The 24,346-nt window shown below is 70.6% G+C and carries 26 protein-coding genes; 19 read left to right on the top strand and 7 right to left on the bottom strand.

The annotated features are described in order from the left end of the window. Positions 1 to 60: 60 nt before the first annotated feature. Entirely contained in the window at positions 61 to 984 is a 924-nt protein-coding gene (locus tag ACWCSV_RS06450) for a ScbA/BarX family gamma-butyrolactone biosynthesis protein (protein ID WP_451139062.1), read from the bottom strand. 93 nt (positions 985 to 1,077) lie between these two features. Between ACWCSV_RS06450 and ACWCSV_RS06445 the strand changes: the two genes are divergently transcribed. From ACWCSV_RS06445 to ACWCSV_RS06435, 3 genes are read left to right on the top strand one after another with little or no spacing between them, the layout of a single operon-like run. After that, positions 1,078 to 1,698 carry a ScbR family autoregulator-binding transcription factor gene (locus tag ACWCSV_RS06445; RefSeq protein ID WP_451139060.1) on the top strand — a complete coding sequence of 207 codons (621 nt, stop codon included), beginning with the start codon at positions 1,078 to 1,080 and terminating at the stop codon, positions 1,696 to 1,698. Further along, entirely contained in the window at positions 1,699 to 2,604 is a 906-nt protein-coding gene (locus ACWCSV_RS06440) for an NAD(P)H-binding protein (protein ID WP_451139058.1), read from the top strand. 50 nt (positions 2,605 to 2,654) lie between these two features. Continuing rightward, on the top strand, positions 2,655 to 3,389 hold the full coding sequence (locus tag ACWCSV_RS06435) for an SDR family NAD(P)-dependent oxidoreductase (RefSeq protein ID WP_451139118.1): 735 nt from the start codon (positions 2,655 to 2,657) through the stop codon (positions 3,387 to 3,389). Positions 3,390 to 3,483: 94 nt separating this feature from the next. Here the strand turns inward: ACWCSV_RS06435 and ACWCSV_RS06430 are convergent, their stop codons facing one another. Continuing rightward, positions 3,484 to 4,065: a TetR family transcriptional regulator gene (locus ACWCSV_RS06430; RefSeq protein WP_451139056.1), complete on the bottom strand. Its 582-nt coding sequence runs from the start codon at positions 4,063 to 4,065 to the stop codon at positions 3,484 to 3,486. A gap of 768 nt (positions 4,066 to 4,833) precedes the next feature. Between ACWCSV_RS06430 and ACWCSV_RS06425 the strand changes: the two genes are divergently transcribed. The 8 genes from ACWCSV_RS06425 (at position 4,834) to ACWCSV_RS06390 (ending at position 14,355) form a co-directional block, all read left to right on the top strand. Next, entirely contained in the window at positions 4,834 to 5,874 is a 1,041-nt protein-coding gene (locus ACWCSV_RS06425; protein ID WP_451139054.1) for a ParB/RepB/Spo0J family partition protein, read from the top strand. Positions 5,875 to 6,486: 612 nt separating this feature from the next. Then, positions 6,487 to 7,473 (top strand): NAD(P)/FAD-dependent oxidoreductase, encoded by a 987-nt coding sequence (locus ACWCSV_RS06420; protein ID WP_451139052.1) that lies wholly within the window; start codon positions 6,487 to 6,489, stop codon positions 7,471 to 7,473. Beyond that, positions 7,470 to 7,769: a 2Fe-2S iron-sulfur cluster-binding protein gene (locus ACWCSV_RS06415; RefSeq protein WP_451139050.1), complete on the top strand. Its 300-nt coding sequence runs from the start codon at positions 7,470 to 7,472 to the stop codon at positions 7,767 to 7,769. The genes ACWCSV_RS06420 and ACWCSV_RS06415 overlap by 4 nt, the downstream gene beginning before the upstream one ends. A gap of 46 nt (positions 7,770 to 7,815) precedes the next feature. Then, positions 7,816 to 8,571 (top strand): hypothetical protein, encoded by a 756-nt coding sequence (locus tag ACWCSV_RS06410; RefSeq protein ID WP_451139048.1) that lies wholly within the window; start codon positions 7,816 to 7,818, stop codon positions 8,569 to 8,571. Positions 8,572 to 8,643: 72 nt separating this feature from the next. Beyond that, a complete protein-coding gene (locus ACWCSV_RS06405; RefSeq protein WP_451139046.1) occupies positions 8,644 to 10,071 on the top strand; it encodes an ATP-grasp domain-containing protein in 1,428 nt (475 codons plus the stop codon). Next, entirely contained in the window at positions 10,068 to 11,393 is a 1,326-nt protein-coding gene (locus ACWCSV_RS06400; protein ID WP_451139044.1) for an ATP-grasp domain-containing protein, read from the top strand. The genes ACWCSV_RS06405 and ACWCSV_RS06400 overlap by 4 nt, the downstream gene beginning before the upstream one ends. Then, positions 11,390 to 12,652: an ATP-grasp domain-containing protein gene (locus tag ACWCSV_RS06395; protein WP_451139042.1), complete on the top strand. Its 1,263-nt coding sequence runs from the start codon at positions 11,390 to 11,392 to the stop codon at positions 12,650 to 12,652. Before ACWCSV_RS06400 ends, ACWCSV_RS06395 begins: the two co-directional genes overlap by 4 nt. Further along, positions 12,649 to 14,355: a DUF885 domain-containing protein gene (locus ACWCSV_RS06390; RefSeq protein ID WP_451139040.1), complete on the top strand. Its 1,707-nt coding sequence runs from the start codon at positions 12,649 to 12,651 to the stop codon at positions 14,353 to 14,355. Before ACWCSV_RS06395 ends, ACWCSV_RS06390 begins: the two co-directional genes overlap by 4 nt. Positions 14,356 to 14,365: 10 nt before the next feature. Here the strand turns inward: ACWCSV_RS06390 and ACWCSV_RS06385 are convergent, their stop codons facing one another. Continuing rightward, positions 14,366 to 14,824: a winged helix-turn-helix transcriptional regulator gene (locus tag ACWCSV_RS06385; protein WP_451139038.1), complete on the bottom strand. Its 459-nt coding sequence runs from the start codon at positions 14,822 to 14,824 to the stop codon at positions 14,366 to 14,368. 83 nt (positions 14,825 to 14,907) lie between these two features. On the opposite strand from ACWCSV_RS06385, the gene ACWCSV_RS06380 reads away from it, so the two are divergent. The 3 genes from ACWCSV_RS06380 (at position 14,908) to ACWCSV_RS06370 (ending at position 18,663) form a co-directional block, all read left to right on the top strand. Continuing rightward, a complete protein-coding gene (locus ACWCSV_RS06380; protein ID WP_451139036.1) occupies positions 14,908 to 16,155 on the top strand; it encodes an MFS transporter in 1,248 nt (415 codons plus the stop codon). Between the two features lie 280 nt (positions 16,156 to 16,435). Next, positions 16,436 to 17,737 carry an aminotransferase class V-fold PLP-dependent enzyme gene (locus tag ACWCSV_RS06375; protein ID WP_451139034.1) on the top strand — a complete coding sequence of 434 codons (1,302 nt, stop codon included), beginning with the start codon at positions 16,436 to 16,438 and terminating at the stop codon, positions 17,735 to 17,737. 203 nt (positions 17,738 to 17,940) lie between these two features. After that, positions 17,941 to 18,663: a nitroreductase family protein gene (locus ACWCSV_RS06370; RefSeq protein WP_451139032.1), complete on the top strand. Its 723-nt coding sequence runs from the start codon at positions 17,941 to 17,943 to the stop codon at positions 18,661 to 18,663. Between the two features lie 109 nt (positions 18,664 to 18,772). On the opposite strand, the gene ACWCSV_RS06365 is transcribed toward ACWCSV_RS06370, so the two are convergent. Then, positions 18,773 to 19,219 carry a VOC family protein gene (locus ACWCSV_RS06365; protein WP_451139030.1) on the bottom strand — a complete coding sequence of 149 codons (447 nt, stop codon included), beginning with the start codon at positions 19,217 to 19,219 and terminating at the stop codon, positions 18,773 to 18,775. 216 nt (positions 19,220 to 19,435) lie between these two features. Here ACWCSV_RS06365 and ACWCSV_RS06360 point away from each other — a divergent pair, with 216 nt between their 5' ends. Next, positions 19,436 to 20,305, top strand: a complete 870-nt coding sequence (locus tag ACWCSV_RS06360; RefSeq protein ID WP_451139028.1) for a DUF6461 domain-containing protein — start codon at positions 19,436 to 19,438, stop codon at positions 20,303 to 20,305. A gap of 249 nt (positions 20,306 to 20,554) precedes the next feature. Here the strand turns inward: ACWCSV_RS06360 and ACWCSV_RS06355 are convergent, their stop codons facing one another. Both ACWCSV_RS06355 and ACWCSV_RS06350 read right to left on the bottom strand, forming a co-directional pair. Next, a complete protein-coding gene (locus ACWCSV_RS06355) occupies positions 20,555 to 20,758 on the bottom strand; it encodes a DUF397 domain-containing protein (protein WP_451139026.1) in 204 nt (67 codons plus the stop codon). Continuing rightward, positions 20,758 to 21,597: a helix-turn-helix domain-containing protein gene (locus ACWCSV_RS06350; RefSeq protein ID WP_451139024.1), complete on the bottom strand. Its 840-nt coding sequence runs from the start codon at positions 21,595 to 21,597 to the stop codon at positions 20,758 to 20,760. Before ACWCSV_RS06350 ends, ACWCSV_RS06355 begins: the two co-directional genes overlap by 1 nt. A 152-nt stretch (positions 21,598 to 21,749) precedes the next feature. Here ACWCSV_RS06350 and ACWCSV_RS06345 point away from each other — a divergent pair, with 152 nt between their 5' ends. From ACWCSV_RS06345 to ACWCSV_RS06330, 4 genes are all read left to right on the top strand, one after another. Further along, entirely contained in the window at positions 21,750 to 21,944 is a 195-nt protein-coding gene (locus tag ACWCSV_RS06345) for a hypothetical protein (RefSeq protein WP_451139022.1), read from the top strand. Positions 21,945 to 22,238: 294 nt separating this feature from the next. Beyond that, on the top strand, positions 22,239 to 22,706 hold the full coding sequence (locus ACWCSV_RS06340) for a hypothetical protein (RefSeq protein ID WP_451139020.1): 468 nt from the start codon (positions 22,239 to 22,241) through the stop codon (positions 22,704 to 22,706). Beyond that, positions 22,703 to 23,041 (top strand): hypothetical protein, encoded by a 339-nt coding sequence (locus tag ACWCSV_RS06335; protein WP_451139018.1) that lies wholly within the window; start codon positions 22,703 to 22,705, stop codon positions 23,039 to 23,041. Before ACWCSV_RS06340 ends, ACWCSV_RS06335 begins: the two co-directional genes overlap by 4 nt. Positions 23,042 to 23,269: 228 nt before the next feature. After that, a complete protein-coding gene (locus tag ACWCSV_RS06330) occupies positions 23,270 to 23,488 on the top strand; it encodes a hypothetical protein (RefSeq protein WP_451139016.1) in 219 nt (72 codons plus the stop codon). A gap of 323 nt (positions 23,489 to 23,811) precedes the next feature. Here the strand turns inward: ACWCSV_RS06330 and ACWCSV_RS06325 are convergent, their stop codons facing one another. Beyond that, positions 23,812 to 24,303, bottom strand: a complete 492-nt coding sequence (locus tag ACWCSV_RS06325) for an ArsI/CadI family heavy metal resistance metalloenzyme (RefSeq protein WP_451139014.1) — start codon at positions 24,301 to 24,303, stop codon at positions 23,812 to 23,814. Positions 24,304 to 24,346: the final 43 nt, after the last annotated feature.

The following is a 24,346-nucleotide window of genomic DNA, read 5'->3' as shown; positions in this document are numbered from 1 at the left end:
GTGCGGCGTCACGGGGACGACGCCGCACGGAGGCGCGCGGGACGGCCGGCGGCAGGTCCGTCACACGTGGCCGGGCGCCGGGAGACCGGTCCGTACGGTGGTCTCCGCCTCGAAACAGATCTGCTCGTCCTGGACGACGTACGCGGAGAAGAGGTGGGGGCCGCTCGGGGAGAGGTGCAGCCGTGAAGGGCGGTCGAATTCCACGTACCGGTGGAAGCGGGTGGTCATAGCGGTGACCGCGGTGCTGCCGGGGGCGCAGGCGGCGATGGTGGCCTGCCGTGCGGCCTCCAGGAGCAGCGCACCCGGTACGTGGTCCACCGGGTGGTCGAACAGGAACGGGTGGTCGAGATCGACGCGTAACAGCCAGGCGCCGGGCTCTCCGGCGGGAGACAGGACGACGTCTTCGGCGGCCAGGCGCCCGACCCGCTCCGGCCGTTCGCCGGGAGCGGGAGCCAGAGATCTCGCACGGGCCTCCGCCGGGTCGTGGCGGCCACCGCGCAGCCGTTGGTAGATGCCGGGGCTGTGGGCGGAGAAGGTGGTGCCGGCGCGGCCGATGGTCGTCCCGCCGGCGACCGCGGTCGCGCTCACGCTCAAGGCCCGGAAGGGGTTGCGGCCGGGGGGCTGGGCACCGCGTTCGACGGTGAGCGTGACGTCCAGCGGCTCGGCGCCCACCCGCAGTTCCTCGTGGACCACCTCGAACGAGAGGGTGCCCCAGATGAGTTGGTGCCCCAGGGGAACGCCGAAGGCTTCGTGGGAGAGCAACGGCAGGGTCTGCCGGATCGTCTCCGCGAACAACAGGGAGTCGTAGTGCCCGTCGGTGTCCCGGTAGAACCCGTGGTCGCGGGGCCACCGCGCGGTGACGCCGAACGTGCCGTCGTCATGTGCGCGCCACCCGGTCAGGAAGACCTCGCTGGCCGCGATCTTGTGCACCAAGTGCCGTGCTATACCGGTGACTTGTGCGCCGGAGGCGGTCGTCGTGGGCATGTGGATCTCCTCGTGCTGGTCGGCCGTCGCGGGAGTATCGCGTGGTAGATTAAAATGGTTTTTTTTCTTTGTCGATGAAGACGGGGTAAAGACGTGGCGGACATCAAGCAGGACAGAGCCGCGCGCACCCGTCGGCGACTGCTTCTGGCCGCGGCCGAGATGTTCGACGAGAACGGCTACGAGGGAACCAATGTCGCCGACATCGCGAAGCGGGCGGGCCTGACGCTGGGGGCCCTGTACTTTCACTACGGCAGCAAGCAGGGTGTGGCGGAGGCCGTGATGAACGGTCAGCCGCACACCATCGAGCCGTTGCTCGAATCGGAGGGCGTGCAGCGCGTGATCGACATCACCATGGTCTGGGCCCACCGGCTCCAGGTCGATCCGCTCCTGCGCGCGGGCGTCCGGCTCGCCGTGGAGCAGCGCGGTCACGGCATGAGCGACCCCACGTCGTTCAACGACTGGGCCGACATCATGACCGGGCATCTGCGGGCGGCCCGCGACCGCGGTGACCTGCGGCCCGGGGTCGAACCGTCGGCCGTGGCACGGTTCGTGGTCGGTGCCTGCACCGGAGTGCAGCTGTACTCCCAGCTGAACAGCAACCGTGCCGACCTCATGGAGCGCACCTGCGAGATGTGGCGGATACTCCTGCCGGGCCTCGTCTCGCAGGAAGCCCGCGACGGCATCGTCATAGACTCCTCACGCGGACGGTCCTAGATGTCCACCATCCCCGGGGAGGCCCCGGAGCGGGTCGGGAGCCGCGCCGTCCGCCGTGTCGTCGTCACCGGTGCCACGGGCACGGTGGGACGCGAGGTCGCCGCACTGCTGGCCTCCGAAGACTCCTGCCGGAGCGTGTTACTCACCCGGGACCCGGCCCGAGCGGCCCTCACCGGGAACGTGGCCCGCGCCGACTTCCAGGACGCGGCGGGCCTCGTGGGGGCCTTCGCGGGCGCCGACGCCGTTCTGGTCATCACCAACGATCCGCTCCGCCCGGACCACGACGCCAACATCGTGACCGCGGCCCTGGCCGCAGGCGTCGGCCACCTCGTCAAACTCTCCGCGCTGGCGGTCACCGACCCGCAGGCGGTGGATCTCGTCACCTCGTGGCAGCGCACCGCCGAGGACGGCATCCGGCGGAGCGGCATCCCCTGGACCTTCCTCCGCCCCCGGGCCTACATGAGCCACGCACTCGCCTGGCTACCCGACATCCTCAGGGACGGGACGGTGCGCGCGCTCAACCCCGCCTCCCGCAACGCGTGCGTTTCCCCGGCCGACATCGCCCACGTCGCGCTGCGCGCTCTGCTCGAAGACGGCCACCACGGCCGGGCGTACGCGCTCACGGGGCCCGAACCGCTCTCCGCCCGCGACCAGACGGCACAGCTCGCGGCGGTTCTCGGACGGCCCCTGCGATGCGTCGGGCTGACGGTCCAGCAGGCGCAGGAGCGCTGGCGCCGCCGCTATTCCGAACCGATGGTGTCGGCGCTGACCGCCGGCGCGGAGCGCCAGCGGGCCGGTGCCAAGGAGAGGACCTCCGGGGACGTGGAGATGCTCCTGGGGCGCCCGCCGGTCTCGTTCTCGTCCTGGGCGGGCGAACACGCCCCTCTCTTCGGCCCTTCGGAATGATTGGTGGTGAACCGGTGAAGAGCGAACCCCTCCTGCTGGGAAAGACCGTGATGATCACGGGTGCGTCCAGCGGTATCGGAGCCGCGGCCGCCCGGCTTTTCGCGGCCGAGGGCGCGGCCGTGGTGCTGACCGCGCGCCGCGCCGAGCGGCTGGACGGGATCGGCAGCGGAATCCGGGCCGTCGGCGGGCGTGCGCTCACGGTCGCGGGCGACGTCACCAGGGCCCAGGACATGCGTGAGGTGGTCGAGCGGGCCGTCGACGCCTTCGGCCGGCTCGACGCGGCCTTCAACAACGCCGGCTGGGCGTCCTCGGGGAAGGCGTTCCACGAGATCGACGACGACGAGTACGACCGGATCGTCGACGTGAACCAGCGGGGCGTCTGGAACGCGATGCGCGCGCAGATATCCGCGATGCTGGCGCTCGGCGAGGGAGGGTCCATCGTCAACACCTCCAGCGTCGCCGGCGTACGCGCCACCGGGGTCGCCGCCCCCTACATCGCGGCCAAGCACGCGGTCATCGGCCTGACGCGGGCGGCCGCCGACGAGTACGGAGCGCACGGCATCCGCGTCAACGCCCTGGTCGTCGGAAGCACCGGGACCGAGCTCATGCGGGAGACGCTGGCCCGCACGCCCGAGTTGTACGGCCCGTTCACCGAGCGGGCGATCCAGCACCGTCTCGCGGCGCCCGAGGAAGTCGCCCAGGCCGCGGTGTGGCTCTGCTCGGGCCGTTCGTCCTTCGTCACGGCGGCGGCCGTTCCCGTGGACGGCGGGTGGACGGCCCGCTGACCGGAGCGGGCCCCCTCCCGCGTACGGGTACGGGACGCGCGCGGCGGGGTGACGTCCCCCGCCGCCGCGCGTGCCGACGCGGCCGTGCGGGGGCTCAGTCCCCCATGCGGCCGCCCGGCATGGCCTGTTGCCACGCGGCGAACAACCGGCCCATCACCGTGTGGCGTTCGGGCCCCGCGTGCAGGGCCCACATCTCCGCGCCGGTCAACAGGCAGTGGACGAGGAAGCAGAGGACATCGCTCGAACAGCCCGCGACGGCACCGAGTTTGCCGCACGCCTGGTCCGCCAGCCGGTTCACCTGGGGGTGCCAGAGGTCGGCCCACGCGAAGGCCCCGGAGACGTCGTCACGGCTGAGCCGGCTGCAGGCGAGCGCCAGGTCGTCGTCGATGAAGAGCACTGCGAGACGCCGGGTGAGGTCGGCCAGCTCCTGGAGCGGCTCCTCGGGCTCGTGCGCCCCACCCGCCACCGCGTCGAAAACCCGTTCCGCGCCTGCCCGGTACACCTCCTGGGCGAGGGCCTGTTTCGTAGGGAAATGGAAACTCACCGCGCCCAGCGTCACCTCTGCCCGCGCCGCCACGCGGGCCAGGGTCGTGCCCTCGTACCCGGACCGCATGAACTCGCCGGCCGCGGCCCGCACGATCTTCCCGCGGGTGGCCACCGCTCTTCTCTGCGCCACTTCACCCTCTTGTCATCCCCGGCGGAGCGGCAGGGAGGTTGACCCGGCCGGCCCTCTGTTCGGCATCCGTACGACAGGTGTCCACGGGATCCGGCCGAGCCTCGGTCGCGTACGACGGCGCGACGGAGGAACCTCGTTCGGGAAGACTCTTCCGTGGCCGCCCCGGCGTGTTCGAAGAAGTCTCCCTCTTGCCTGGGGCACGCGCAGCCCACATCATAAAAAAGATTATTTTGTTGCGGTGGGTGTGTGCCGATCACGGTCGGAGGATGTGTTCACGGCGGCCAACCAGCCTGTGAACAGGGCGATGTGACGCACAGTCGATTCCCGCCGTGCCCGAGCCCCCCGCCCGTGGCGCCGGCGCCCCCGCACCCCGGGGCGCCCGGCCGAGGAGCGGGACCAGCGAAGGACGAGGGAGATCATGGACGCCCCGGTCACTGGGACGAGCACGAGCACCCGCGCGGCGGACCGGAGTCTCCCGGCCGCACACCACGACAGCTGTCCGTTCCCCCGGAACTACGCGCACCGCGCGGCCACGGAGGCGCGGAACGGCGCCCCGGTCACCCTCGGCGCGGTCTCCCTCCCATCCGACTCACTGCCCTGAACCCTCGTACCGCCTGACGCGCGAGCGGTCGGGACGTCCGGGCCTGCCCGCACCGCGACTCCCCGGAAGGGGCGCTCTGCCATGACGCCCCGATCGCCGCGGCAGCGCGCCGGCCGGTCCCCAGCGGCGCCCCCACGCCCCATGTGGTCCACTCTCGGAGGTCACTGATGAGCACGGAAGCTTCGGTCACGCAGACATCCACCGGGTTACGAGCGGAGGCGCCGCCCGGCGGCGCGGAGCGGGAAGGACAGCTGCCGACGTGGCTGTCCCCTCCGCTGTCGGAGGTGCAGGAGGTCCCGGTCGCCCAGCTCCTGCCCGCCGACTCCCCGCGCCGGGAGGGCGTCGACAGCAAACACGTACGCGTGCTCGCCGAGTCCGACACCGCCCTGCCGCCGATCGTGGTCCACCGCGGCACGATGCGGATCATCGACGGCATGCACCGCTGCCGGGCGGTCGTCCTCAGGGGCGAAACCCTGGTAGCCGTCCGGTACTTCGAGGGGAGCGAGCAGGACGCGTTCGCCCTCGCCGTCAAAGAGAACACCATGCACGGCCTGCCCCTCTCGGCCGAGGAGAGGTCCGCGGCGGCCCGCCGGCTCCTCCTCTCGCACCCGCACTGGTCGGACCGGGCGGTCGCCGCGGTGAGCGGAGTCTCCGCCAGGACCGTGGCCGCGCTCCGGCGTGAGACGGGTACGGCGGGCGGTCTGCCCCGGGTCGGTCGCGACGGACGGGCCCGGCCGGTCAGCAGTGCGGACGGGCGCCTGCGGGCGCGCGAGGTGATCGAGGCGAACCCACGGGCGTCGCTGCGCACCGTGGCCCGGGAAGCCGGCATCTCCGCCTCGACGGTGCGCGACGTCCGCGAGCGGCTGCGCGACGGGAAGGACGTCGTCCCGCAGAACCAGCGGACCAAGGGCGAACCCCGCGTCGACCCCCCGTCCCCGCCCGGGACGCCGTCGGGCCACCCGGATCCGACCGCCTGGAACCTGACGAAGGACCCCTCCCTCCGCTTCACGGAGGACGGCCGCTATCTGCTGCGCCTCCTGATGATGCATCGGTTCGCCGCGCAGCGCCGCGACGAACTGGCCGCCATCGTGCCGCCGCACGCCGCGACCGCGATCTCGGAAGCCGCCCGGGAGTGCGCACGCGTCTGGATCTCCTTCGCCGACCGGGTGTCGGCGCGCAGCGGAGAGGCGTCCGGCGCGCAAGGGTGAGCGCAGGGCGCTGTACGACCGCCGCCGAACCGCAGTCGTACGCTCCGCGCGCATCCGAACCGCAGTCGCACGCTCCACGCGCATCCGAACCGCAGTCGTACGCCCGGCGCGTGAGCGAGCCGCGGTCGCGCACCCCTGCCCGGCCGTGCCCGTACGCCCCTGGCGAGCCGTACTCGTACGCCCCCTGACGAGCCGTGTCGTACGGCCCGTCAGGGGGCGTACGCCGTTGTGCGGGTCCGGAGCCGGTCCGACCAGCGGAAATACGCGTGCGCTGAATACCGGAATTGATCACCGAAGATCGCGGGCCGGCTTACGGACATTGACAGCGCGACCACGTCCGCGAATGATGAAAATGCTTTCGACGGAATGTTTCTCCAATCGTCGATAAATGTCGTCACAGCACTTTCTGCCGACAGCTCTTACCGTCGGCAGCGCTTCCTGCCGACAGCGGAACGTCGAACGCGGTGCAGGTACCTTCCTGTACGGAACACGGACGGCCGGTAGCGGAACCGACCCGGGCGATCCATTCGACCTGTTCGATCGAACGTAAATGACCTGGATTTCGGATGTGTGTCGCCCGGATGTTCAGGATGAATCAAACGGGAGATCAAAGTGGATACGATCGCGGACGTAGCCGTCGTGGGAGCCGGTCCGGCCGGCCTGTACGCCGCCTACTGTGCGGGATTCCGAGGACTTTCCTGCGCGATAGTGGACGCGCTGCCGGAACCGGGCGGCCAGATAGCGGCCCTGTACCCGGAGAAGAAGATCTACGACGTCGCCGGCCACCCGGCCGTGCGCGGCCGGGAACTGGTGGACAATCTGGTCGCCCAGGCAGCACCGTTCGATCCGGTCTACCTGCTCGGACGGACGGCCCACTCCTTGGAACCCGACGGGGGAGGGGGCTGGACGATCGGGCTGGAGGGCGGCGGGCGCGTACGAGCCGGAGCGGTCGTGATCGCGGCCGGGCTCGGCCGTTCGGTCCCCCGCACCCTGCCCTGCCTGCGCCCCTACGAGGGGCGTGGCGTGGCGTACCACGTACCGCGCCTCGACGAGCACCGGGACCGTGACGTGGTGATCGTGGGCGGCGGGGACAGCGCGGTCGACTGGGCGCTGGCGCTCGCGCCGATCGCCCGGTCCGTCACCGTCGTCCACCGGCGCTCCGCCTTCCGTGCCCACGAGGGCAGTGTCAAGCAGATGTATTCCGCCGATATACGGGTGTTGACGGACGCGCAGGTGACGTCCTGTAATGGCACCGAAGGCCTGCGGGAAGTGTGCGTACGGGCTGCCGAGAAGGAATGGGACCTCCCGGCCCAGACGCTTGTCGCCGCTTTGGGATTCATTACCCGACTGGGCCCGATCTCCGACTGGGGACTCCAGGTGGAGAATCGGCAGGTCGTCGTCGACCGGGCCATGCGCACCAATCTTCCTCGCGTCTTCGCGATCGGCGACATCTGCACCTACGACGGCCGGGTCCCCCTCATCTCGGTGGGATTCGGCGACGCGGCCACCGCGGCGAACCACGCGGCGGTCGACCTGCGCCCGGGTTCACGTCTCGCACCGGAGCATTCCACCGACCGCGATTCCGTGACCCTGCCATGACCCTGAAGAAGCTGACCATTCTTCCGAAGGGAACCGAGATCCTGCTGCCCGACGGATCTCCCCTCACCGAAGTCGAGTACGAGACCGCGCAGCGGCTCATTCCTTTCGGGTGCCGCTCCGGATCGTGCGGCGCGTGTGTCGTCGAGGTGCTGGAGGGCTTCAGCGCCCTGGGCGAACCCGACGACGACGAACTCGACTTCCTCGAAGATCTCGGCCGGACCGGCGGGGCCCATCGTCTGGCCTGCCAGTGCCGGCTGCGCGGCGACGCGACCGTTCGCGTCGCCGACGACATCTGAACCCGCTTGGACCTGACGGCCAAGCGTCCCCGAGAAAGAGGACAACATGCCGAACCGCGTGACCAACGTCGGCTACGGAGACCGCACCCCGTTCCTCAACGCGGCCGCCTCCGCCGAGCTGCGCGCCGAGATCGACCAGCAGCTCGACCAGCAGGTACTGGAGTGGTACGCCAACGTTCCCCAGGCGGCCCACCTCGAAGGCAAGAACGTCGACTCCGAGTACTACAAGCGCAACCTCATCGAGACCGCGTGGCGCATCCGCATGCTGCGGGTGTCCGAGGCCAAGGCACTGGTGGAGATCGCCAAGCGCAACCCCGAGGCGGCGCAGGTCTGGGCCAACTACGAGCAGGAGGAGATGCTCCACGACGAGCTGTTCATCTCCGACCTGGAGAAGGTCGGTGTGACCCGCGAGCAGTTCCTCGACACCGAGCCCTACCTGTCGACCAAGCTGCTGACCGGCTACTTCTCCTACCTCCTGGACCACGAGGGTCCGCTCGGCGTGGTGGCCTACTCCTACCTGGTCGAGTACGTGAACGTGAAGCTGGAGCCGAGGAAGCTGGAGGCGCTGAAGGGGTCGGTCGGCGAGGGCAACATCGGCGGCCAGATCAACCACTCGCACACCGACATCAACGACGACCACCCCGGTGAGGTCTGGGCGGCCGTCCGGCACCTGCTCCGCGACTCCGACGACGTCGTCGCGTTCAAGCGGTACCTCGGTGAGCACCAGCGGCTGCTGGCGCAGTACTTCGAGGAGCTCTACCTGGACACCATCGCCAAGGCCGAGAAGCAGCCGGCGGTCTGATCCCCGTACGCCGAGGGGGCGTGGCGCCGACCGCGCCGCGCCCCCTCCCGCCGGTGAGGAGGCCGGATCAGCATGGAGAACGCCAGAGGAGTGCTGCTGCTCAGCCATGTCGGATTCTCGTTCATGGAGGACCTGGTCGCCACGGCCAGGGCACGGGGGCTGCGCGTCAGTGTGCTCAGTTCGCTGCCGGAGCCCCAGCACCAGGAATCCAGGCCCGGAAAGCTGGCCGACCTGGTCGACGACGTCCGGGTGACGGCCGATCACGTACTGACACCGCGCGATGTCGAGGAGTACCTCGACCACCTGGAGGCCGCCGGTACGCCGGTCTCCTGCTGCGTCACCGTCTGGGAGGGCTACCGGCACCTGATGGCGCTGGCCAATGCCCGCCTCGGCGTGCCGGACCTGGACGAGAAGCAGGTCCTCTTCCTCCGTAACAAACTGGCGGTGCGCAACCGGATCGCCGACGGCGGCCTCAGCCGGGTCCGGGCGACCGTGCTCACCCCCGCGACGCTCGCGGAACGCCGGCGCGACGGCAATCGCTACTTCGTGAAGCCGGTGAGCGGCATAGCCTCCCTGGGCACCTTCCGGCTCACCCCCGACACGACCTGGGCGGACCTGGAACGCATCGCCGCCGAGGCCCACGCGGACCCGGTCTACGCCGGGGTCTTCACCACCGACCAGAGCGCCGACGACCGGGACGCCCACGATCGGAGTGCGGGCGACCCGGACCCGTCGGCGAACCCGGCCGCGGCCACGGGCGCCGGAGCGGCGCCGGAGGTCCGGTTCCTCGTGGAGGACTACCTGGCCGGCCCGGAGTTCAGCTTCGAGGTGATCGTCGTCGACGGCACGCCGCACGTCGTGGCCGTGCACGAGAAGTGCGAGGTGACGGAGACCGCGGGCACCGTCCTGGAGAACGCCTGCGTGAGCCCGCCCACGAGCCTCTCGCGGGAGGAGACCGCAGCAGGACTGGGCTGGGTGGCGCGGGTGCTCGGCCATCTCGGTCTCGACTGGGGCACTTTCCACATCGAGGCGCGGCTCACCCCCGGCGGCTGGGAGCTCATCGAGGTCAACCCGCGCGTCGGCGGCAGCCTCATATCGCCCAGCGTCGCGGCCCTGACCGGCGGCACCGGCCTGCTCGACCTCTGGCTGGACTCCCTGCTCAACGCCCGCGCGCCGGCCGGATTCACGCGGACGCTGGAAGAGCTGTCGTTCACCGCCGACGGCACCACACCGAGCGTGAACGCCACGTTCTTCCGGGTCTTCTTCGCCGACCCCGGCACGATCAAGGAGGTGGGACTCGGCGGCGGGCTCCCTCTCGAACCGGTCGTGTCGCACGTCCTCCTCGCCCCCGGCGACGTCGTGGAGTCGTCCTCGCGCGAGGTCTTCCTCGGCCAGGTGCTCTGGCGCATGGACCGGGACGGGCGGGACGCGGTCCTCACCGAGCTGCTGCCCGCATCCACGCGCGCGATCGAGATCGTGTACGAGACGGAGCGCTCATGAACAGGCCGATCTTCCTCATCGTCGACTACAACCTGAGCCGGATCGACGAGGTCCGCCACCTCAGCGACCACGCGCGCGAACGCCACGGCGCCACCGTGGTGCTCGTCCGCGCCGACCCCACCGAGGCTGACCACGTCCTCGCCGACGAGGTGCTCGACCTCGACCCCCTGCGCGACGACTTCGCGGAGATGGGGGAGAAACTCCTCGGCGACCGGCGCGAACGGATCGCGGCGGGCATCGTCTTCTCCGACAACGCCGTGCGCAGTGGCGCCGAACTCCTGCACCGTCTGGGGGTCACGGTCGACTCCCCGCAGCTTGCCGAGGGTGCCTTCTCCAAGTACCGGTACCGGCTCGGCGAGGCGCGGGTGGCCGACCTGCTGACGGCGCAGCGCGTCATGGTGCCCGCCTTCGCCGAGATCGCCTCGCTCGACCAGCTGAAGGACTTCGCGCGGGAGCATCCGCACGGTTTCGTGGTCAAGCCGTCCGCGGAGGGCAACAACCGGGGTGTCGTGGTGGTCCGCCCGGGCGACGACCTTCCCGCGGCCTTCGCGGAGGTCTTCCCCTACCTGGAAGGCGGTGTCATCTGCGAGGAGTTCATCCCGTACCGCCGCGAGTACTCCTTCGACGGCCTGGGCCCGCTGACGTTCGTCACCGAGAAGATCAGCGCGCGCGGCCGCTACCCCGTCGAGGTCGCGCAGGTGCTGCCCGCGGCGCTGGACGAGCGTGAGCGCGCGACCCTCGAACGGGCGGGGCGGCACGCCAACTGCCTGGTCGGGCAGTGCGACGGTCCGTTCCACAACGAGATCAAGCTGAGCGACGACGGTCTGCACGCCGCGATCGTGGAGCCCAACCGGCGACCGGGCGGGATGAAGATCTGGTCGCTGGCCCGCTGGGTCTACGGGATCGACCTGCACCGGCGCTGGGTCGACGTCGCCTTCGGCACGGCCGTCGACGCGCAGCGGCTGCTGCCCGGTTGCTCGGCCGCGACGGTCCTGCTGGGTGTTGCCGGCGACCGTTCGTTCTCTCCTGACGACGTCGCGGCCGGGGCGGACCCGTTCGCGGACGCGGTCCGGGCCACCTCCGAGCGGTTGGACCTGGCCGAAGGAGAGCTGACGGTGACGGAGTTCGCCTGGCTGTCGCCCGAGCGCCGCCACCTGCACGCCGTCGCCCGCGACAACGCCGACTTCGCGGCGCAGGGCTGCGTGGTCCTGCGTGGCCGGTCCGCCGACATGCGCACGGTGGTCCACATGCTGCGCGAGGCCTGGTCGGACGCCCTGGACCGGGCCGTCTCCCTCCCCACTCCCGTCAGGAAGACCCGATGAAGATCCTCATCCTGCACCGCGTGCCCTATTTCAAGATCGAGTACGACCGGGGGATCTCCCACGACCTGCACGAGGTCACCTACTTCGGGACCGACCAGGCGCTCGCCACCCTCCCGCCCGGCCTGCGCTGCGAGCGGGTCGCCCGGCCGGGCGCCCGCCCGGTCTTCGAAGAGGCCCGGGACTGGCTGGCCCTTCACCCCCGCGACTTCGACCGGATCATCTCGGTGTCGGAGTACGAACTCCTCGACGCCGCCCGGCTGCGCGAGCACCTGGGCGTCCCGGGCGTGCCGGTGGAGCAGGCGGTGCTCTCCCGCGACAAGGTGCTGATGAAGCGCGCGGTGGAGGAGGCCGGTCTGCGGGTGCCCCGCTTCCTGCCGCTGAACCGGTTCCTCGAACAGGACGGCCGGGCGGACTGGCGGGGCCGGACCGTCCTCAAGCCGCACCGCGGCGCCTCCAGCCAGGACGTGCTCGTGTTCGACACTCCGGAACAGGCCGCGGCGAGCGTCACCGGAGGGCGGACCGGCATCCCGGGACTCGACACCGGCGAGGAGCGGGAGGACTTCCAGGTCGAGGAGTTCGTCACCGGGCCCATCAGGCACTTCGACGGTCTGGTGCAGGGGGGCGAGGTCCTGGTCCTCACTGCCAGCGAGTACGTGGGCACCTGCCTGGCGTACGCGCAGGGGCTGCCCATGGGCTCGTTCCAGATCGACTTCTCCGAGGAGACGCGCTCCTGGGTGTCGCGCGCCCTGGAGGCCGTACGCATCGAGGACGGCAGCTTCCACCTGGAGGCGATCGTCCACGACGGCGAACCGGTCTTCCTGGAGGTCGGCAACCGGGTCGGCGGAGCGGACGTGGTGGCGACCGTCGAGCTGGCCACCGGCGTCCACCTGCCCTCCTACGAGCTGCGCGCCCTGCTCGGCGAGCCCATCGCCGGTGTGCTCCCCGACCCGCCCGACGGCGGGCGGAGTTACGGCTGGTTCGTCCTGCCCGGCCACCACCTTGCCGGGCAGGAGTTCCGGGCCCTCGAAGGCGCCGGGGCGTACCGGACCGGTCCGGGTGTGGTCACCTGGCACGAGCTCCCCGCCGGGGCTCCGCTGCCCGACCACATCACCTACCAGGCCGGGGAGACGGTCCTGGCCGGCACCGTCGCGAGCGGTTCGCCCGAGGAGACCCGGCACTGGATCACCGGCCTGTTCGACTCACTGACCGTACGTACGCGCCCCACCGCTCCCCGGACGCTGGAACAGGTCCTGTCATGAGGGCCTCGACGACACCGCCCGCCCCCGCACCGGCACCCGGGCCCCCGGAGACCTCCGCGCTGGACGCTCTCGCGGACCGGTACGTGGACGAGCTGGCCGTGCTCGATCCGTGTCTGGCCGGGTCCATGGGCATCGCCGGCCAGGACGGACGGCTCACCGACTTCGGCCCGCACGCCGTGGCGGAGCGGCAGGAGCTGGCGCGGCGCACACTGGCCGCCGTGGACCGCACGCCGGTCGTGGGAGACGCGGAGCGCCTCGCCGCGGCGATGCTGCGCGAGCGGCTCGCCACGGAGGTCGCGCTCGCCGACGCCGACGCGTACGCGCACCAGCTGGAGACCATCGACGGACCGGTTCAGCGGATACGCCAGGCCGTGGACCTGCTGGACCGGGGTACCGACACCGTCTGGGAGACCATGCTGGACCGGCTGCGGGCCATACCCGGAACGCTCCTCGGCCTGCGCGAGAGCCTCGAAGCCGCGCGGCGTACCGGCCGGGTCGCGCCGCGCCGTCAAGTGGCCCGCAACGTCCGCGACTGCGGGGACCTGCGGAGCTGCCTGACCGGGCTGGCCGCCGCCCGCCGCGACCCCGCGGTGGACGGTCCGCTGGAACGCGCCGTGACGGCGGCGGAAACCGAGGTGGGACGGTTCGCGGCCTACCTTTCGACGGATCTCGCGGCCGACGCCCCGGAGCTGGACGCGGTGGGCGAGGACCGCTACGCCCTGGGCGTACGGGAGTTCCTCGGGACCCGGCTGGACCTGGCGGAGACCTATGCGTGGGGGTGGGACGAACTCGCCCGGGTCCGGGCCGAGACGGCATCGACAGCCGCCCGGATTGCGCCCGGTGAACCGGTCGCGGCGGTTCTGGCGGCGCTCGACGAAGACCCCCGGCACCAGGTGAAGGGCGACGCCGAGTTCCGCGACTGGATCCAGGGGCTCGCCGACCGTGCCATCGCCGACCTCGACGGGACTCACTTCACGATCCCCGGACCCCTCCGGCGGATCGACTGCCGGATCGCCCCCAGTGACGGGCCCGCCTATTACCTGGCGCCCAGCGAGGACCTCTCCCGCCCGGGGACGGTGTGGTGGACCCGGGCCGGCACGGACGCGCCGATCCCGACGTGGACGGTGCCGAGCACGATGTTCCACGAGGGCGTCCCCGGACACCATCTGCAGCTGGGCACGACGACCCTGAGCACCGACACGCTCAACCGGTTCCAGCGTCTGTCGTGCGAACTGCACCTGGGACACGTCGAGGGCTGGGGCCTGTACGCCGAGCGGCTGATGGACGAGCTGGGACACCTCGCCGACCCGGCGCACCGGCTGGGCATGCTGGTCGGCGGACAGCAGTTGCGCGCCGCCCGCGTCGTCCTCGACATCGGCATGCACCTGCGGCTCCGCATCCCCACGGGTACCGGGTTCCACGAGGGGGAGCGCTGGACCCCGGAGCTGGGCCGTGAGTTCCTCGCGACGTACTGCGGGGTGGGCCCGTCGGCGTTCGTCGGGTTCGAGATCGACCGCTATCTGGGCCGGCCCGGCCAGGCCCTCGCCTACAAGCTGGGCGAGAAGGTGTGGCTGGAGGCCCGGGCCGCCGCACGCCGGCGCGACGGAGCCGCGTTCGACCTCAGGCGCTTCCACCAGCACGCACTGAGCCTCGGCCCCATGGGCCTGGACCTGCTGCGCGCCGAGCTGACCCGCGGGGGCTGACGGCCCCCGGTCATCCGGTCTTCCGCACCTGGGAGTTGTCCACGTCGACGATCCCGCCGTCCGCGTCGGTCGGTACGACCTCCGGCACGGGAGTGCCGTGCCGGTCGACGAGGGTGGAGTGCGCTTCGCCCGGCGCGAAGGCGTGCCGTTCTCCCCACTGCCGGAGCGTGAGGACGGCGGGGAAGAGATCGCGGCCGGCGTCGGTCAGGACGTACTCCTGGCGGCGGCCCGACGCCGCGGTGGTCTGGGTGAGGAGCCCGTGCGCGACCAGCTTGCGGAGACGGTCGCTGAGGATGTTGCGCGCGATGCCGGTGCGCCGCTGGAACTCGGTGAACGAGCGTGCGCCGTCCATCGCGTCGCGGACGACCAGCAGGCTCCACTTGTCCCCGACCAGGTCGAGGGTGCGGGCGACGGGGCAGTCAGGGTCGGTCCACCTGGGCTCGGGGGAGCGCGCGGCGCTGCCTGGCATGACACCTCCCATTGAGTTGCGGATTGAAACCATCATGCCGTACGGTCGAATAGGTTGCAATTTGCTACTGATTGGAGTCTGCGATGACTGCGTGGCGGCGCTTGCTGCTCGCGATGGTGTGTGGTGTCGCTGTGGCGAGCATCTACGCCGCACAGACGGTCCTGGAGCCGATGGGCCACGACCTCGGACTGGCACCCGGGGTCTCCGGCTGGATCGTCTCGACCGGCCAGTTCGGCTATCTGGTGGGACTGGTCCTGCTGGTGCCCCTCGGGGACGTGGTGGACCGGCGCCGGCTGATCGCCGTACACCTGGCCGTCACGGCGGCCGGCATGGTCCTGACGGCCTCGGCGACGGCCTCCTGGGTGGCCTTCGCCGGACTCGCCGCCGCCGGGATGTTCGCGGTGGTGGTGCAGACCACGGTGGCCTACGCCGCGTCGATGTCCTCGCCCGAGGAACGCGGACGGAACATCGGGGTGGTGACCTCGGGCGTGGTCGTCGGCATTCTGGGTGCGCGGGCGGTCACCGGCGCGCTCACCGAGCTGTGGGGCTGGCGGAGCGTCTACGTCGTCCTCGCGGTGCTCTCCGTGGGGCTCGCGGCCCTCGTCCTCGCCGTCCTGCCGACGGAGGAGCGGTCCGGCCGCCCCACGGGATACGTACGCGCCGTGACCTCGATCGGCGGGCTCTTCGGCCAACGCCTCTTCCTGTCCCGAGGGCTCATCGCCTTCTTCCTCTTCGCGTCCTTCGGGACGCTGTGGAGCGGGCTGTCGCTGCCGCTGTCGGACGCGCCCTGGCATCTGAGCGAGGGGCAGATCGGCCTCTTCGGCTTCGTCGGCCTCGCGGGCGCACTGGGCGCGGCCCGAGCGGGACGATGGGCGGACGCGGGGCGGGCGATGCCGGTCACCGGTCTCGCGCTGGGCCTGCTCATCCTCTCCTGGGCGGCGATCGGGCAACTGACCTGGACCCTGTGGATCCCGCTCGTCGGGATCGTGCTGCTGGACTTCGCCGTCCAGGCCGTGCACGTGAGCAACCAGCATCTGCTCACCACCGCCCACCCCGACCGCATCAGCAGCGTCATCGGCAGCTACATGGTCTTCTACTCGCTCGGTTCCGCCCTCGGCGCGGCCTCCACCACCGCGCTCTTCGCAGCCCGCGGCTGGGCGGGATCCAGCCTGCTCGGGGCCGGCTTCGCCGCGTGCGCGCTGGTCGTCTGGGCGGTCAACCGACGGCTTCCCGTCGATGGCGCGGTCCCGTCCGGCGAGGGCACGGACGCCCACCCCCTCCAGGGCGCCAAAGCCGTGGAACAGGCCGGGCGGGCGGCCTCCGCCTCCTGACCCGTTCCCGCCGCAGGCGGGGCGCGCCTTCCCCACGGGGGCGCGCCCCGCCCGCATGTGCGGGGCGCCCGCCGGTGGCGCCACCCCATCAAGTCCCCTTCGCGCGAAGGGTGTTCGTGTACGACTGGGCGGCGACTCGCACGCTTGACGGTCCATTCGGGCCTAATTAACGTTGCCCAGGAATCGCAGGAGATTCGCCGAGAACGATTTTGCCGCACCGTCGATTTCATCATCCGGGCATGAGCAAAAAACATCGCATGAAACTCACAGAGGAGTCATCATGTCTCTTTCGCGTTCCGAAACCCTGAACGATCCGTCGCATTCCGTCGCCTCCGGAACCCCCGCAACGGATGCACAGTCGTCCGCGGCGTACGACTGGAAATCCGTCCGCGCGGAGTTCCTGCTCTCTCCCGACCTCGTGCATCTCTCCAATTTCTATCTCGCGTCGAACCCGACCCCCGTCCGGGACGCGATCACGAAGTACCGGAAGGCTTTCGACGAAGACCCGCACAGCTTCCTGGACGACAACATGTTCGGCCGCGACGAGGACATGCTGTGGCGGGACGTGTGCGACGCCGCCGCCGAGTACGTCGGCGGACAGCCACACGAGATCGCCCTCACCAGCAGCACCACCATGGGTCTCGCCCTGGTCCACAACGGGCTGCGTCTGCGGCCCGACCAGGAGGTCCTGACCACCACGCACGAGTTCTACCCGCACTACGAGGCGATTCGTCTGGCCACCGAGAAGTGGGGCGCGAGCATGCGCCAGATTCCCCTCTACGAATCCTCGCTGGACTTCTCCGCGGACGCGGCCATCGCGCGCATCCGCGCGGCCGTACGCCCCAACACCCGCGTATTCGCCGTCGCCTGGGTCCACTCCAGCACCGGCGTACGCCTGCCGATGGCCGAGGTCGCGGCCGCCATCGCGGACCTGAACCGTGACCGCGACGAAGCGGACCGCATCCTGCTGGTGGTGGACGGAGTCCACGGTTTCGGTGTGGCGGACGAAGACGTCGCGCAGATGGGCTGCGACTTCTTCTCGGCCGGCACGCACAAGTGGATTCTCGGTCCGCGCGGTACGGGAATCCTCTGGGCCAAGCCGGAGAACTGGGCCCTGATCCAGCCGACGATCCCCAGCCTGATGAACCGGGAGACCGCGGACGCCTGGCGGCAGGACCGCCTCCCCGCGGGACCCACGGTGGCCGCATGGGTCAGCCCGGGAGGCTTCCACTCGTACGAGCACCAGTGGGCCGCCACCGAGGCGTTCCACTTCCACCGGCGGATCGGGCGCAAGCGGATCCAGGACCGGATCGCCGAGCTGAACAGCCAGATCAAGGAAGGTCTGGCCGGGATGGACCACGTCACGCTGCACACACCGCTCGACCCCGCGGTCTCCGCGGGCATCGTCACCTTCGACGTCCGGGGCTACGAGCCCAAGAAGGTGGCCCGGATCCTCCGCGACCACCGGATCATCGCCAACGCCACTCCCTACGGGGTTCCTCACGTCCGCCTGTCCGCGGGCATCGTCAACTTCCCCGAGGAGATCGACGCCACCCTGCAGGTCATCCGGTCGCTGGCCTGACGGCGCCGCGCGCCGCATCGCGTCGCGCCGCCCCCGCGATGCCTCAGCGACGCCGCCGGCACGCTCCGCCCTCTTCGGAGACCGGAGCGGGCGCGAGACTTCACCGCCCCGCCCCCCACTCCCGCGGGGCGGTGAACGCGACCCGGAGCACGGAGCACAACGTGGGCGCAACGCATCACGTCGACAGCGGAAGAGGAAGTTCGATGGACGTCATGACAGCCGTGCTGACCCGCCGCAGCGATCAGCTTCTCGTCGGACCCGCGCCGAGCGACCACGAGTTCGCCTATCTGCTCCGCGGGGCCGCCGCGTCGCCCGATCACGGGGACACCCGGCAGTGGCGGTGGATTCTGACGCGCGGCGAGGACTGCGTCACCCTGGCGCGCTGCTTCGCCGAAGAGCACGGTGGGCCCGATTCCCAGCGGGAGGACGCGGATTCCAGACTCCGCGACGTACCGCTCATCGCCACTCTGGTGCTGTCGTCGTCACTGACCGAAGCCCGTCGCACCAACCCCGACCGTGACAGCCCCGACCGACGCGACCCCGACCGTGACAGCCCCGTCCCTGGATGGGAGCGACTCGCCGGCGTCGGCGCCATGGTCAACTCCTTGATGCTGCTGCTGCACGCCCGCGGATTCGGCAGTACCTGGCACACGGGAGGGTTCACCGAATCCGGGCGGACGGGACGGCTTCTGAGCCTCGATCCCGAGGAACGTCCGCTGGGGCGGCTGTACATCGGCACCCCGCAGGCGATCGAACCGCCGAGGCGGCGGACCCCCGCGGACATCAGCGACCGGATATCCGTCTTTCCGCCGAACCCGAGCGGCGCACCTGGTCCGGTCGGCGCTCCCGACAGCCCGAGCGGCGCTCCCGGCCCGGCCGACTCCTCGCCCGGACTGCCGGCGGTGTCCTGGCCGGCCGCCTCCTGAGGGACGCCGACCCACACGCGTCGTCCGACGCGAGCGGCGGTGCGGCGCCGCCTCCATCGCCGTACCGTGCCCGGTTCCGTGAGGTCCTCGTGCGGGTCGTGCCGGTCGCTCAGACAAGGGCCGTGGCCGGGCCCGCCGCGACGCAGAACTCGTTGCCCTCGGGATCGGCCATGACGAGATGGTGCCCGGTGAACTCCTCCCGCACGGCCCCGCCCGCCGCGACCAGGCGAACGGCCTCCGCCATGATCCGTGCCCAGCGCTCGTCGCGCGTGCCGTGGCCCGGAACCCGGATGTCGATGTGGAGCCGGTTCTTGGCCGACTTGGGCTCGGAGACCTTGAGGATCGCGAGCCGGGGGCCCACGCCGTCCGGATCGCAGAGCCAGGCCCCGTCGTCCACGGACTCGCCCTCCGGCAGGTCGAACTGGGCGAGCCACTCCGCGCGCGTCGCGAAGGGGGCGGGCGGCGGTTCGTCGACATAGCCCAGCGCCTCCCGCCAGAACCTGGCGAGGAGCTGCGCGTCCGTGCAATCGAGCGTGAGGTCGATTCGTGCTGCCATGGGCGGACTGTACCGGGCCGGGCTGGACGGTGACGTGGGTGGTACGACCGGGGGCGTTGCGGGTCGGCGGAGCGGGTGCGCGGTGAACCGTGAGCGGGTGTGTGGGGGAGCTGGTTGCCGTTCGTCCGTCGAGCGGGGCCGGGGCAGGCGCGGCGGCATCGCACGGCAACCGGTTCGCACCGGGCCTTGTCAGTGGCGTCGGGCACACTGCGCCGTATGAACTCGGTGACCGCGCACGACTACGCCTGGATCCGCAACTCGCCCCTCTTCGACCACATGTTGGAGTGGGGATACACCATGACCCTGATACAGGGGCGGAGCCCGCACGAGGTGCTGCGCGCGGTGGAGGCGGAACCGCGCGGCACCGGAGAGGGGACGGCCGGGCTGACCGAGGCGGACGACGCCCACCGCGCCGAGGGGGGTTATGACCACTGGGACGAGTCCTACATCGCGGGCGCCTTCAACACCCCGGGCGAGAACGGCGACTGGACGGTTGTCCTCGGTTTCGACGGGGGCCTCGGGCTGCCGGGCGTGGAGAAGCTGTCGGAGGGCGGCAGGGTGGTGGTGCACTCGACCAACGGCGGCAAGCCCATCCACCTCTTCGACCGGTACGAGGAGGGTGAGCTCCGCACGTCCTTCGAGGGCCCCTCGGCCCGCCACGGCAGCAGCCCCGACGAGCTGGTGCCTCTGCTGCGGGAAGTCGGCTGTCCGCTGACTCCCGAGGGAGAGCACGACGAGAACGCCCCGGACGTCGACAGGTTCGACCGGAAGGCGGCGGTCCTCGCTCTGGCCGAGAGACTCACCGGCGTACGCGTCACCGAGTCCCTCCTCCGGGACGCCACGTACGAACTGGGCCTCGTCCCCGAACAGCCTGCCGAGGAGTGGACGAGCCTGGTCATCGACATCACCGATGCCCACGGAGAGCGGCTGTACAAGGAGTGGACCTACGAGGAGGTCGCGGCGGCCTCCGACCGCGCACGGGCGGAGGCGAACGCGCCGATCGTGATCCGCTACGACGAGCCGTTGCTGATCACCCAGGACGGGCAGTCGGCCGTGGATCGTTCGGAGCGCGGGGCGGGTGAGTAGCGGCGAATGGCGCGTGGAGGGCGCCCCGGGGTACCCCCTTGGGTCGACAAGTGCACAAGACGGCAGGGGTGTTGCGTGAACCCGGCCACTGATGTGAGGTGTGGAGCCGGGGCGGCCCGAGAACGTGGCATCTACGCAGGGGGCCGACCGCTCGGGCTGGAGCCTCGTTCGGAACGTCCTGCCGCACGATGGACAGCCCCACCGTGCGCACACGGTGGGGCTGTCCGCTGAGACAGGGCCGCTCGGTGGTCAGCCTGCGAACCCTTCGGTCTTGACGCCTGCCACGAACGCGGCGAACGAGGTGGTGGAGATGTCCAGGACCGGACCGCTCGTGACCTTGGAGTCGCGGACGGGGACGATGTTGTGCGACGTGGCAAGGTTGACAGCGACCTCGACGCACTGCCCGCCGCCACCACTGTACGAGGACGTGAACCAACGGGGGGACTCGGTCATCACGGGGTGCCCTTTCGTACCTGTTCGATCATGTCCAGAGACGCGGCCTGGGAGAGCGCCTCGGTTTGCAACTGATGGTAGGCCGTCAACATTGCGAGCGCGTACCGGCTTTCCCGCTCAAGATGCCCCCGCTGGGACGACTCCGCATAGGACATGAGCGAGCGGTCGGGAAGCGTCAGGACGGTCACGGGGAGGGTGCAGGCGCGACGCTCTCCCATGGTGAACGGGGCCACGTGCAGCGCGGTGTTCGGAAGCTCGGCGAACTCCAACAGGCGAGCCAGCTGCGCGTCCCAGACGGCAGGGGGCCCCACGGGGCGACGGATGCAGCTTTCATCCAGCACCACGAAGACCAGGGGCGGACGGCGCCGCACCAGCACTTCCTGCCGCTGTGCCACCAGGGCCACTCGCTCCTCGGCCTGCTCCGGTGTCGCAGCTCCGCGCTTGACCTGGCCGCCCTCGATGGCTGACGCGTAGGCCGGGGTCTGCAGAAGTCCCGGAATCACCCCGACCTCGTACAGCCTGATCTCTGCTGCCCGAGCCTCATGGGAAACGTACTCCGGGAAGCCTTCGATCAGCGATCCCTGACGGATCTCGCGCCACTCGCGTTCGAACGAATCGGCGGTGTCCGCCGTACCGAAAGCCGCATCAACATCTCTTGAGAAGCCAAGGGTTGGCGACTTGCGAGCAGTTTCGACCGCAGAGACATGTCTGCTGGAATATGCCCCCTTCGCAGCCAGCGCATCCTGTGTCCACCCTCGGTCCTCCCGAAAGCGCCGAAGGCGCGCGCCATAAGCCGCCTCCGGGCTTGCCTCGGGGTTCAACTCTCTCCGGTTCACCATGTCCCGGCGTAACCCTTCCTTCGCACCTCGCGGGTTGAGGACATCACAACGATAGGCCACTCTGAGCACCCCCGGTAGCGAAACAGCTACAGAGAGGAGTGGTCGTGCTCGCACCTGGTGTTGCCCCTCCGCCGCCGGCGATCGGAACGGTGATGGTGGACACCGGCCGCGATGGCCGCATCGGTGAGTTCAGAGGCGTCGCGGGCCCCTACTGGTCGCTGCGCCCCCTCGGTGGCGGGCTCGAATGGGAAGCCGAACCCGGAGTCGTCAGGCCGGCGACGCCGATGGAGCGACTGCGGGCCGAGAACGCCCGCTGCAACGCGCGGAGTCGGGGTGACGTGCTGTGAAGGTGCCGAGCGCGCGTGAACCGGTGGCGGCCCTCCGCGGCCTGGTCCAAGTGGCCGGGATCGGTAGGAACTTGCTCTTCGGTCCGGAGCCGCAGCACCGGAACCGTACGCGCCGGAGCCCGTACTCCCCGTAAGCCCCCGTCCGCCGGTTCCGCACCCCCGGGGACCGGCCGGACGGGCCCGCCCCGCCGCACCTGGTCCAGCAGTGCGGGCAACGGCCCCGCTCGCCCCTCCTCCCCCGGGGGCTGGGCGGGACTCCTTTCCTTGTCCACGACACTTCCGTGAGGCTTTCTCGTGCTGCAATGCACTGCTGTACGCCGTGTCCCCGAGATTGACGCGCTGGTCGCCCTGATCGCCATGGAGGGGGCGTCCGAGCAGCCGATCGACCAACTTTCCTTACTTGATGAGTACACGCTCTGCGAGCTGGGCGAGCATGCCGAAGGCGTCGAGCACGCCGCCTTCATCGGCGGCGCGGAAGACGGTTCGGGCGTCGACCTCTGGATGTACTGGAGCGCAGGCCTCCCGGCCCGGTTCGAGGAGTCCCGCTCGTGCCGCGCCGTCACGTGGCTGATCAGCCGGCCCGAGAAGGTGGACCGGTGCACTCTGCCTCCTGGGCACCCGGCGGGGCATTCATGGGACGTGGTGGACCCGCTCGGTGACCTGCTGGACGAGGCCGCCCGCCGAGCCGTCGGCCCCCTCCTGGGCGAGCGCCCGGGTGAGCATGTGGACGAGCACGTGGACGACCAGGGCGACACGCCATGACGGAGGCGCTGTACTACCACTGCAACGATTCCCGCCGCGCGCCATGGGTGGACCTGGCCGACCACCACATGCTGACCGACGTACCCCGCGCGGTGACCTGCGAACTCGCGCAGAACCACGACGGTGACCACGCGGACCACCTCGACCACCTCGGGCTCGAGCACGGTGACATGTGGGTGTACTGGAACGACGCCGACCACGTCACGTACGCGGTCGTCCCGCCGTGCGAAGTGACCGACCGGACGCTCCCCGCGATCCACCAGGACCCCTGCCACCTGTATGCCGGCCATCCTCCGGGCCACTCGTGGGACTTCGTGGACATGCTCCACGACTGAACGCTGTCCCGGTGCCGGCGTCGGGGGATCGGGCGGCGTGGCCGGAGGCCGAACGGGACCACGCCGACCGGGCGCGCGACGGCACGAACGACACAGGATTCGTCCGGGAACCGGCGGGCACCCTCAACTCCATGACGAGGAGCGGGAGGAGCTACTCCTGCCTCGCCGACGCCTACGGCAACTCCACCGATCGTCAATGTGTGAACGCACCTTATGGAGGCGATTCGGATGGCTCGAATCTCTGAGGATCTGTACGGATCGCGCGATGCGGTTCGGAGGAACGGCGCGATCGTGGTCGCCTCATCCGTCTTCCTTTACATCCTGGCCGTGGTGCTGGGTGCAATGGGTGGTTGGGGGGCCGCGTTCCCGGTTCTTCTGGTCGCTGTCGTCGTCGACGCGTTCTGCATCGCTGTCCGGTTCGCCTTCAGGTCCGCGCACCGAAGCTGAAGTACCCACACACCAGGCTCACGTGAAGGTGGCTGCCATGGCTCTGGCGCGAGGGGGATGGACCCCCGGAGGCACGCTGGGACTGGTCCTGTTCGTCCTGTCCCTTGCCTGCGTGGTGATCCCCATCGTTGTCGCCCGAAGCAAGAGGAAGTAGCGGTTCAGCCGGGGGTGGTCCGGATCGCGCGGATCGGGCTGGGCATGCTGTCGGCTGCATCGCCGGAACCGGGGCGGCGTCCGGATCCGGTGCCGTCATGTACCACGGCTCCACGTCCTGCTCGGACATCGGCTTCCGCTGGGGTCGTCTCCCGTTCGCCCCGGTCGGCTCATGCGCCGCAGGCGCATCCCCCGGCCGTCGTCGCACCCGTCGTCGGGGCCTCACCCGTCTCCGGCCGGTCCGCGCAGCAGGCGTCCCCGCCGGGCGCGAGCGCAGGCCTCTTGCCGAGGCGGTCGGCGTCCGCCTTGACGGTGTAGACCTCCCACGGCTCCCTGCCCGGGCCGTGGATCCACACCTTGTCCTGGAGGGCGTAGCAGCAGGAGGTGTCGTTCTCCTCGAAGGTGGCGAGCCCGGCGTCCTTGAGACGGGTGGTGGCGGCGGTGACCTCGTCGGTGCTGCCGACTTCGACGCCGAGGTGGTCGAGGCGGGTCTCCTGGCCCGGTTCGCCCTCGATGAGGACGAGCTTGAGCGGCGGGGTGGTGAGGGCGAAGTTCGCGTAGCCGGGGCGCCGCTTGGCGGGCTCGGTGCCGAAGAGCTTCGAGTAGAAGACGACGGACGCTTCGAGGTCCGCGACGTTGAGCGCGAGCTGGACACGGGACATGGTGGACTCCCTGATCAGGTTGTATCGATGCCTGTCGATTCAA

Source organism: Streptomyces sp. NPDC001770, assembly GCF_053596135.1.
The sequence above is the reverse complement of the archived record's forward strand: the minus strand, read 5'-3'. Positions and strand labels throughout refer to the sequence as shown.

Coding starts and splice junctions, on each gene's coding strand:
- ACWCSV_RS06450 (WP_451139062.1), bottom strand. CDS start 984: ATGCCCACGACGACCGCCTCCGGCGCACAAGTCACCGGTATAGCACGG.
- ACWCSV_RS06440 (WP_451139058.1), top strand. CDS start 1,699: ATGTCCACCATCCCCGGGGAGGCCCCGGAGCGGGTCGGGAGCCGCGCC.
- ACWCSV_RS06435 (WP_451139118.1), top strand. CDS start 2,655: ATGATCACGGGTGCGTCCAGCGGTATCGGAGCCGCGGCCGCCCGGCTT.
- ACWCSV_RS06425 (WP_451139054.1), top strand. CDS start 4,834: ATGAGCACGGAAGCTTCGGTCACGCAGACATCCACCGGGTTACGAGCG.
- ACWCSV_RS06415 (WP_451139050.1), top strand. CDS start 7,470: ATGACCCTGAAGAAGCTGACCATTCTTCCGAAGGGAACCGAGATCCTG.
- ACWCSV_RS06410 (WP_451139048.1), top strand. CDS start 7,816: ATGCCGAACCGCGTGACCAACGTCGGCTACGGAGACCGCACCCCGTTC.
- ACWCSV_RS06405 (WP_451139046.1), top strand. CDS start 8,644: ATGGAGAACGCCAGAGGAGTGCTGCTGCTCAGCCATGTCGGATTCTCG.
- ACWCSV_RS06400 (WP_451139044.1), top strand. CDS start 10,068: ATGAACAGGCCGATCTTCCTCATCGTCGACTACAACCTGAGCCGGATC.
- ACWCSV_RS06395 (WP_451139042.1), top strand. CDS start 11,390: ATGAAGATCCTCATCCTGCACCGCGTGCCCTATTTCAAGATCGAGTAC.
- ACWCSV_RS06390 (WP_451139040.1), top strand. CDS start 12,649: ATGAGGGCCTCGACGACACCGCCCGCCCCCGCACCGGCACCCGGGCCC.
- ACWCSV_RS06385 (WP_451139038.1), bottom strand. CDS start 14,824: ATGCCAGGCAGCGCCGCGCGCTCCCCCGAGCCCAGGTGGACCGACCCT.
- ACWCSV_RS06380 (WP_451139036.1), top strand. CDS start 14,908: ATGACTGCGTGGCGGCGCTTGCTGCTCGCGATGGTGTGTGGTGTCGCT.
- ACWCSV_RS06375 (WP_451139034.1), top strand. CDS start 16,436: ATGTCTCTTTCGCGTTCCGAAACCCTGAACGATCCGTCGCATTCCGTC.
- ACWCSV_RS06370 (WP_451139032.1), top strand. CDS start 17,941: ATGGACGTCATGACAGCCGTGCTGACCCGCCGCAGCGATCAGCTTCTC.
- ACWCSV_RS06365 (WP_451139030.1), bottom strand. CDS start 19,219: ATGGCAGCACGAATCGACCTCACGCTCGATTGCACGGACGCGCAGCTC.
- ACWCSV_RS06360 (WP_451139028.1), top strand. CDS start 19,436: ATGAACTCGGTGACCGCGCACGACTACGCCTGGATCCGCAACTCGCCC.
- ACWCSV_RS06355 (WP_451139026.1), bottom strand. CDS start 20,758: ATGACCGAGTCCCCCCGTTGGTTCACGTCCTCGTACAGTGGTGGCGGC.
- ACWCSV_RS06350 (WP_451139024.1), bottom strand. CDS start 21,597: ATGGTGAACCGGAGAGAGTTGAACCCCGAGGCAAGCCCGGAGGCGGCT.
- ACWCSV_RS06345 (WP_451139022.1), top strand. CDS start 21,750: ATGGTGGACACCGGCCGCGATGGCCGCATCGGTGAGTTCAGAGGCGTC.
- ACWCSV_RS06335 (WP_451139018.1), top strand. CDS start 22,703: ATGACGGAGGCGCTGTACTACCACTGCAACGATTCCCGCCGCGCGCCA.
- ACWCSV_RS06330 (WP_451139016.1), top strand. CDS start 23,270: ATGGCTCGAATCTCTGAGGATCTGTACGGATCGCGCGATGCGGTTCGG.
- ACWCSV_RS06325 (WP_451139014.1), bottom strand. CDS start 24,303: ATGTCCCGTGTCCAGCTCGCGCTCAACGTCGCGGACCTCGAAGCGTCC.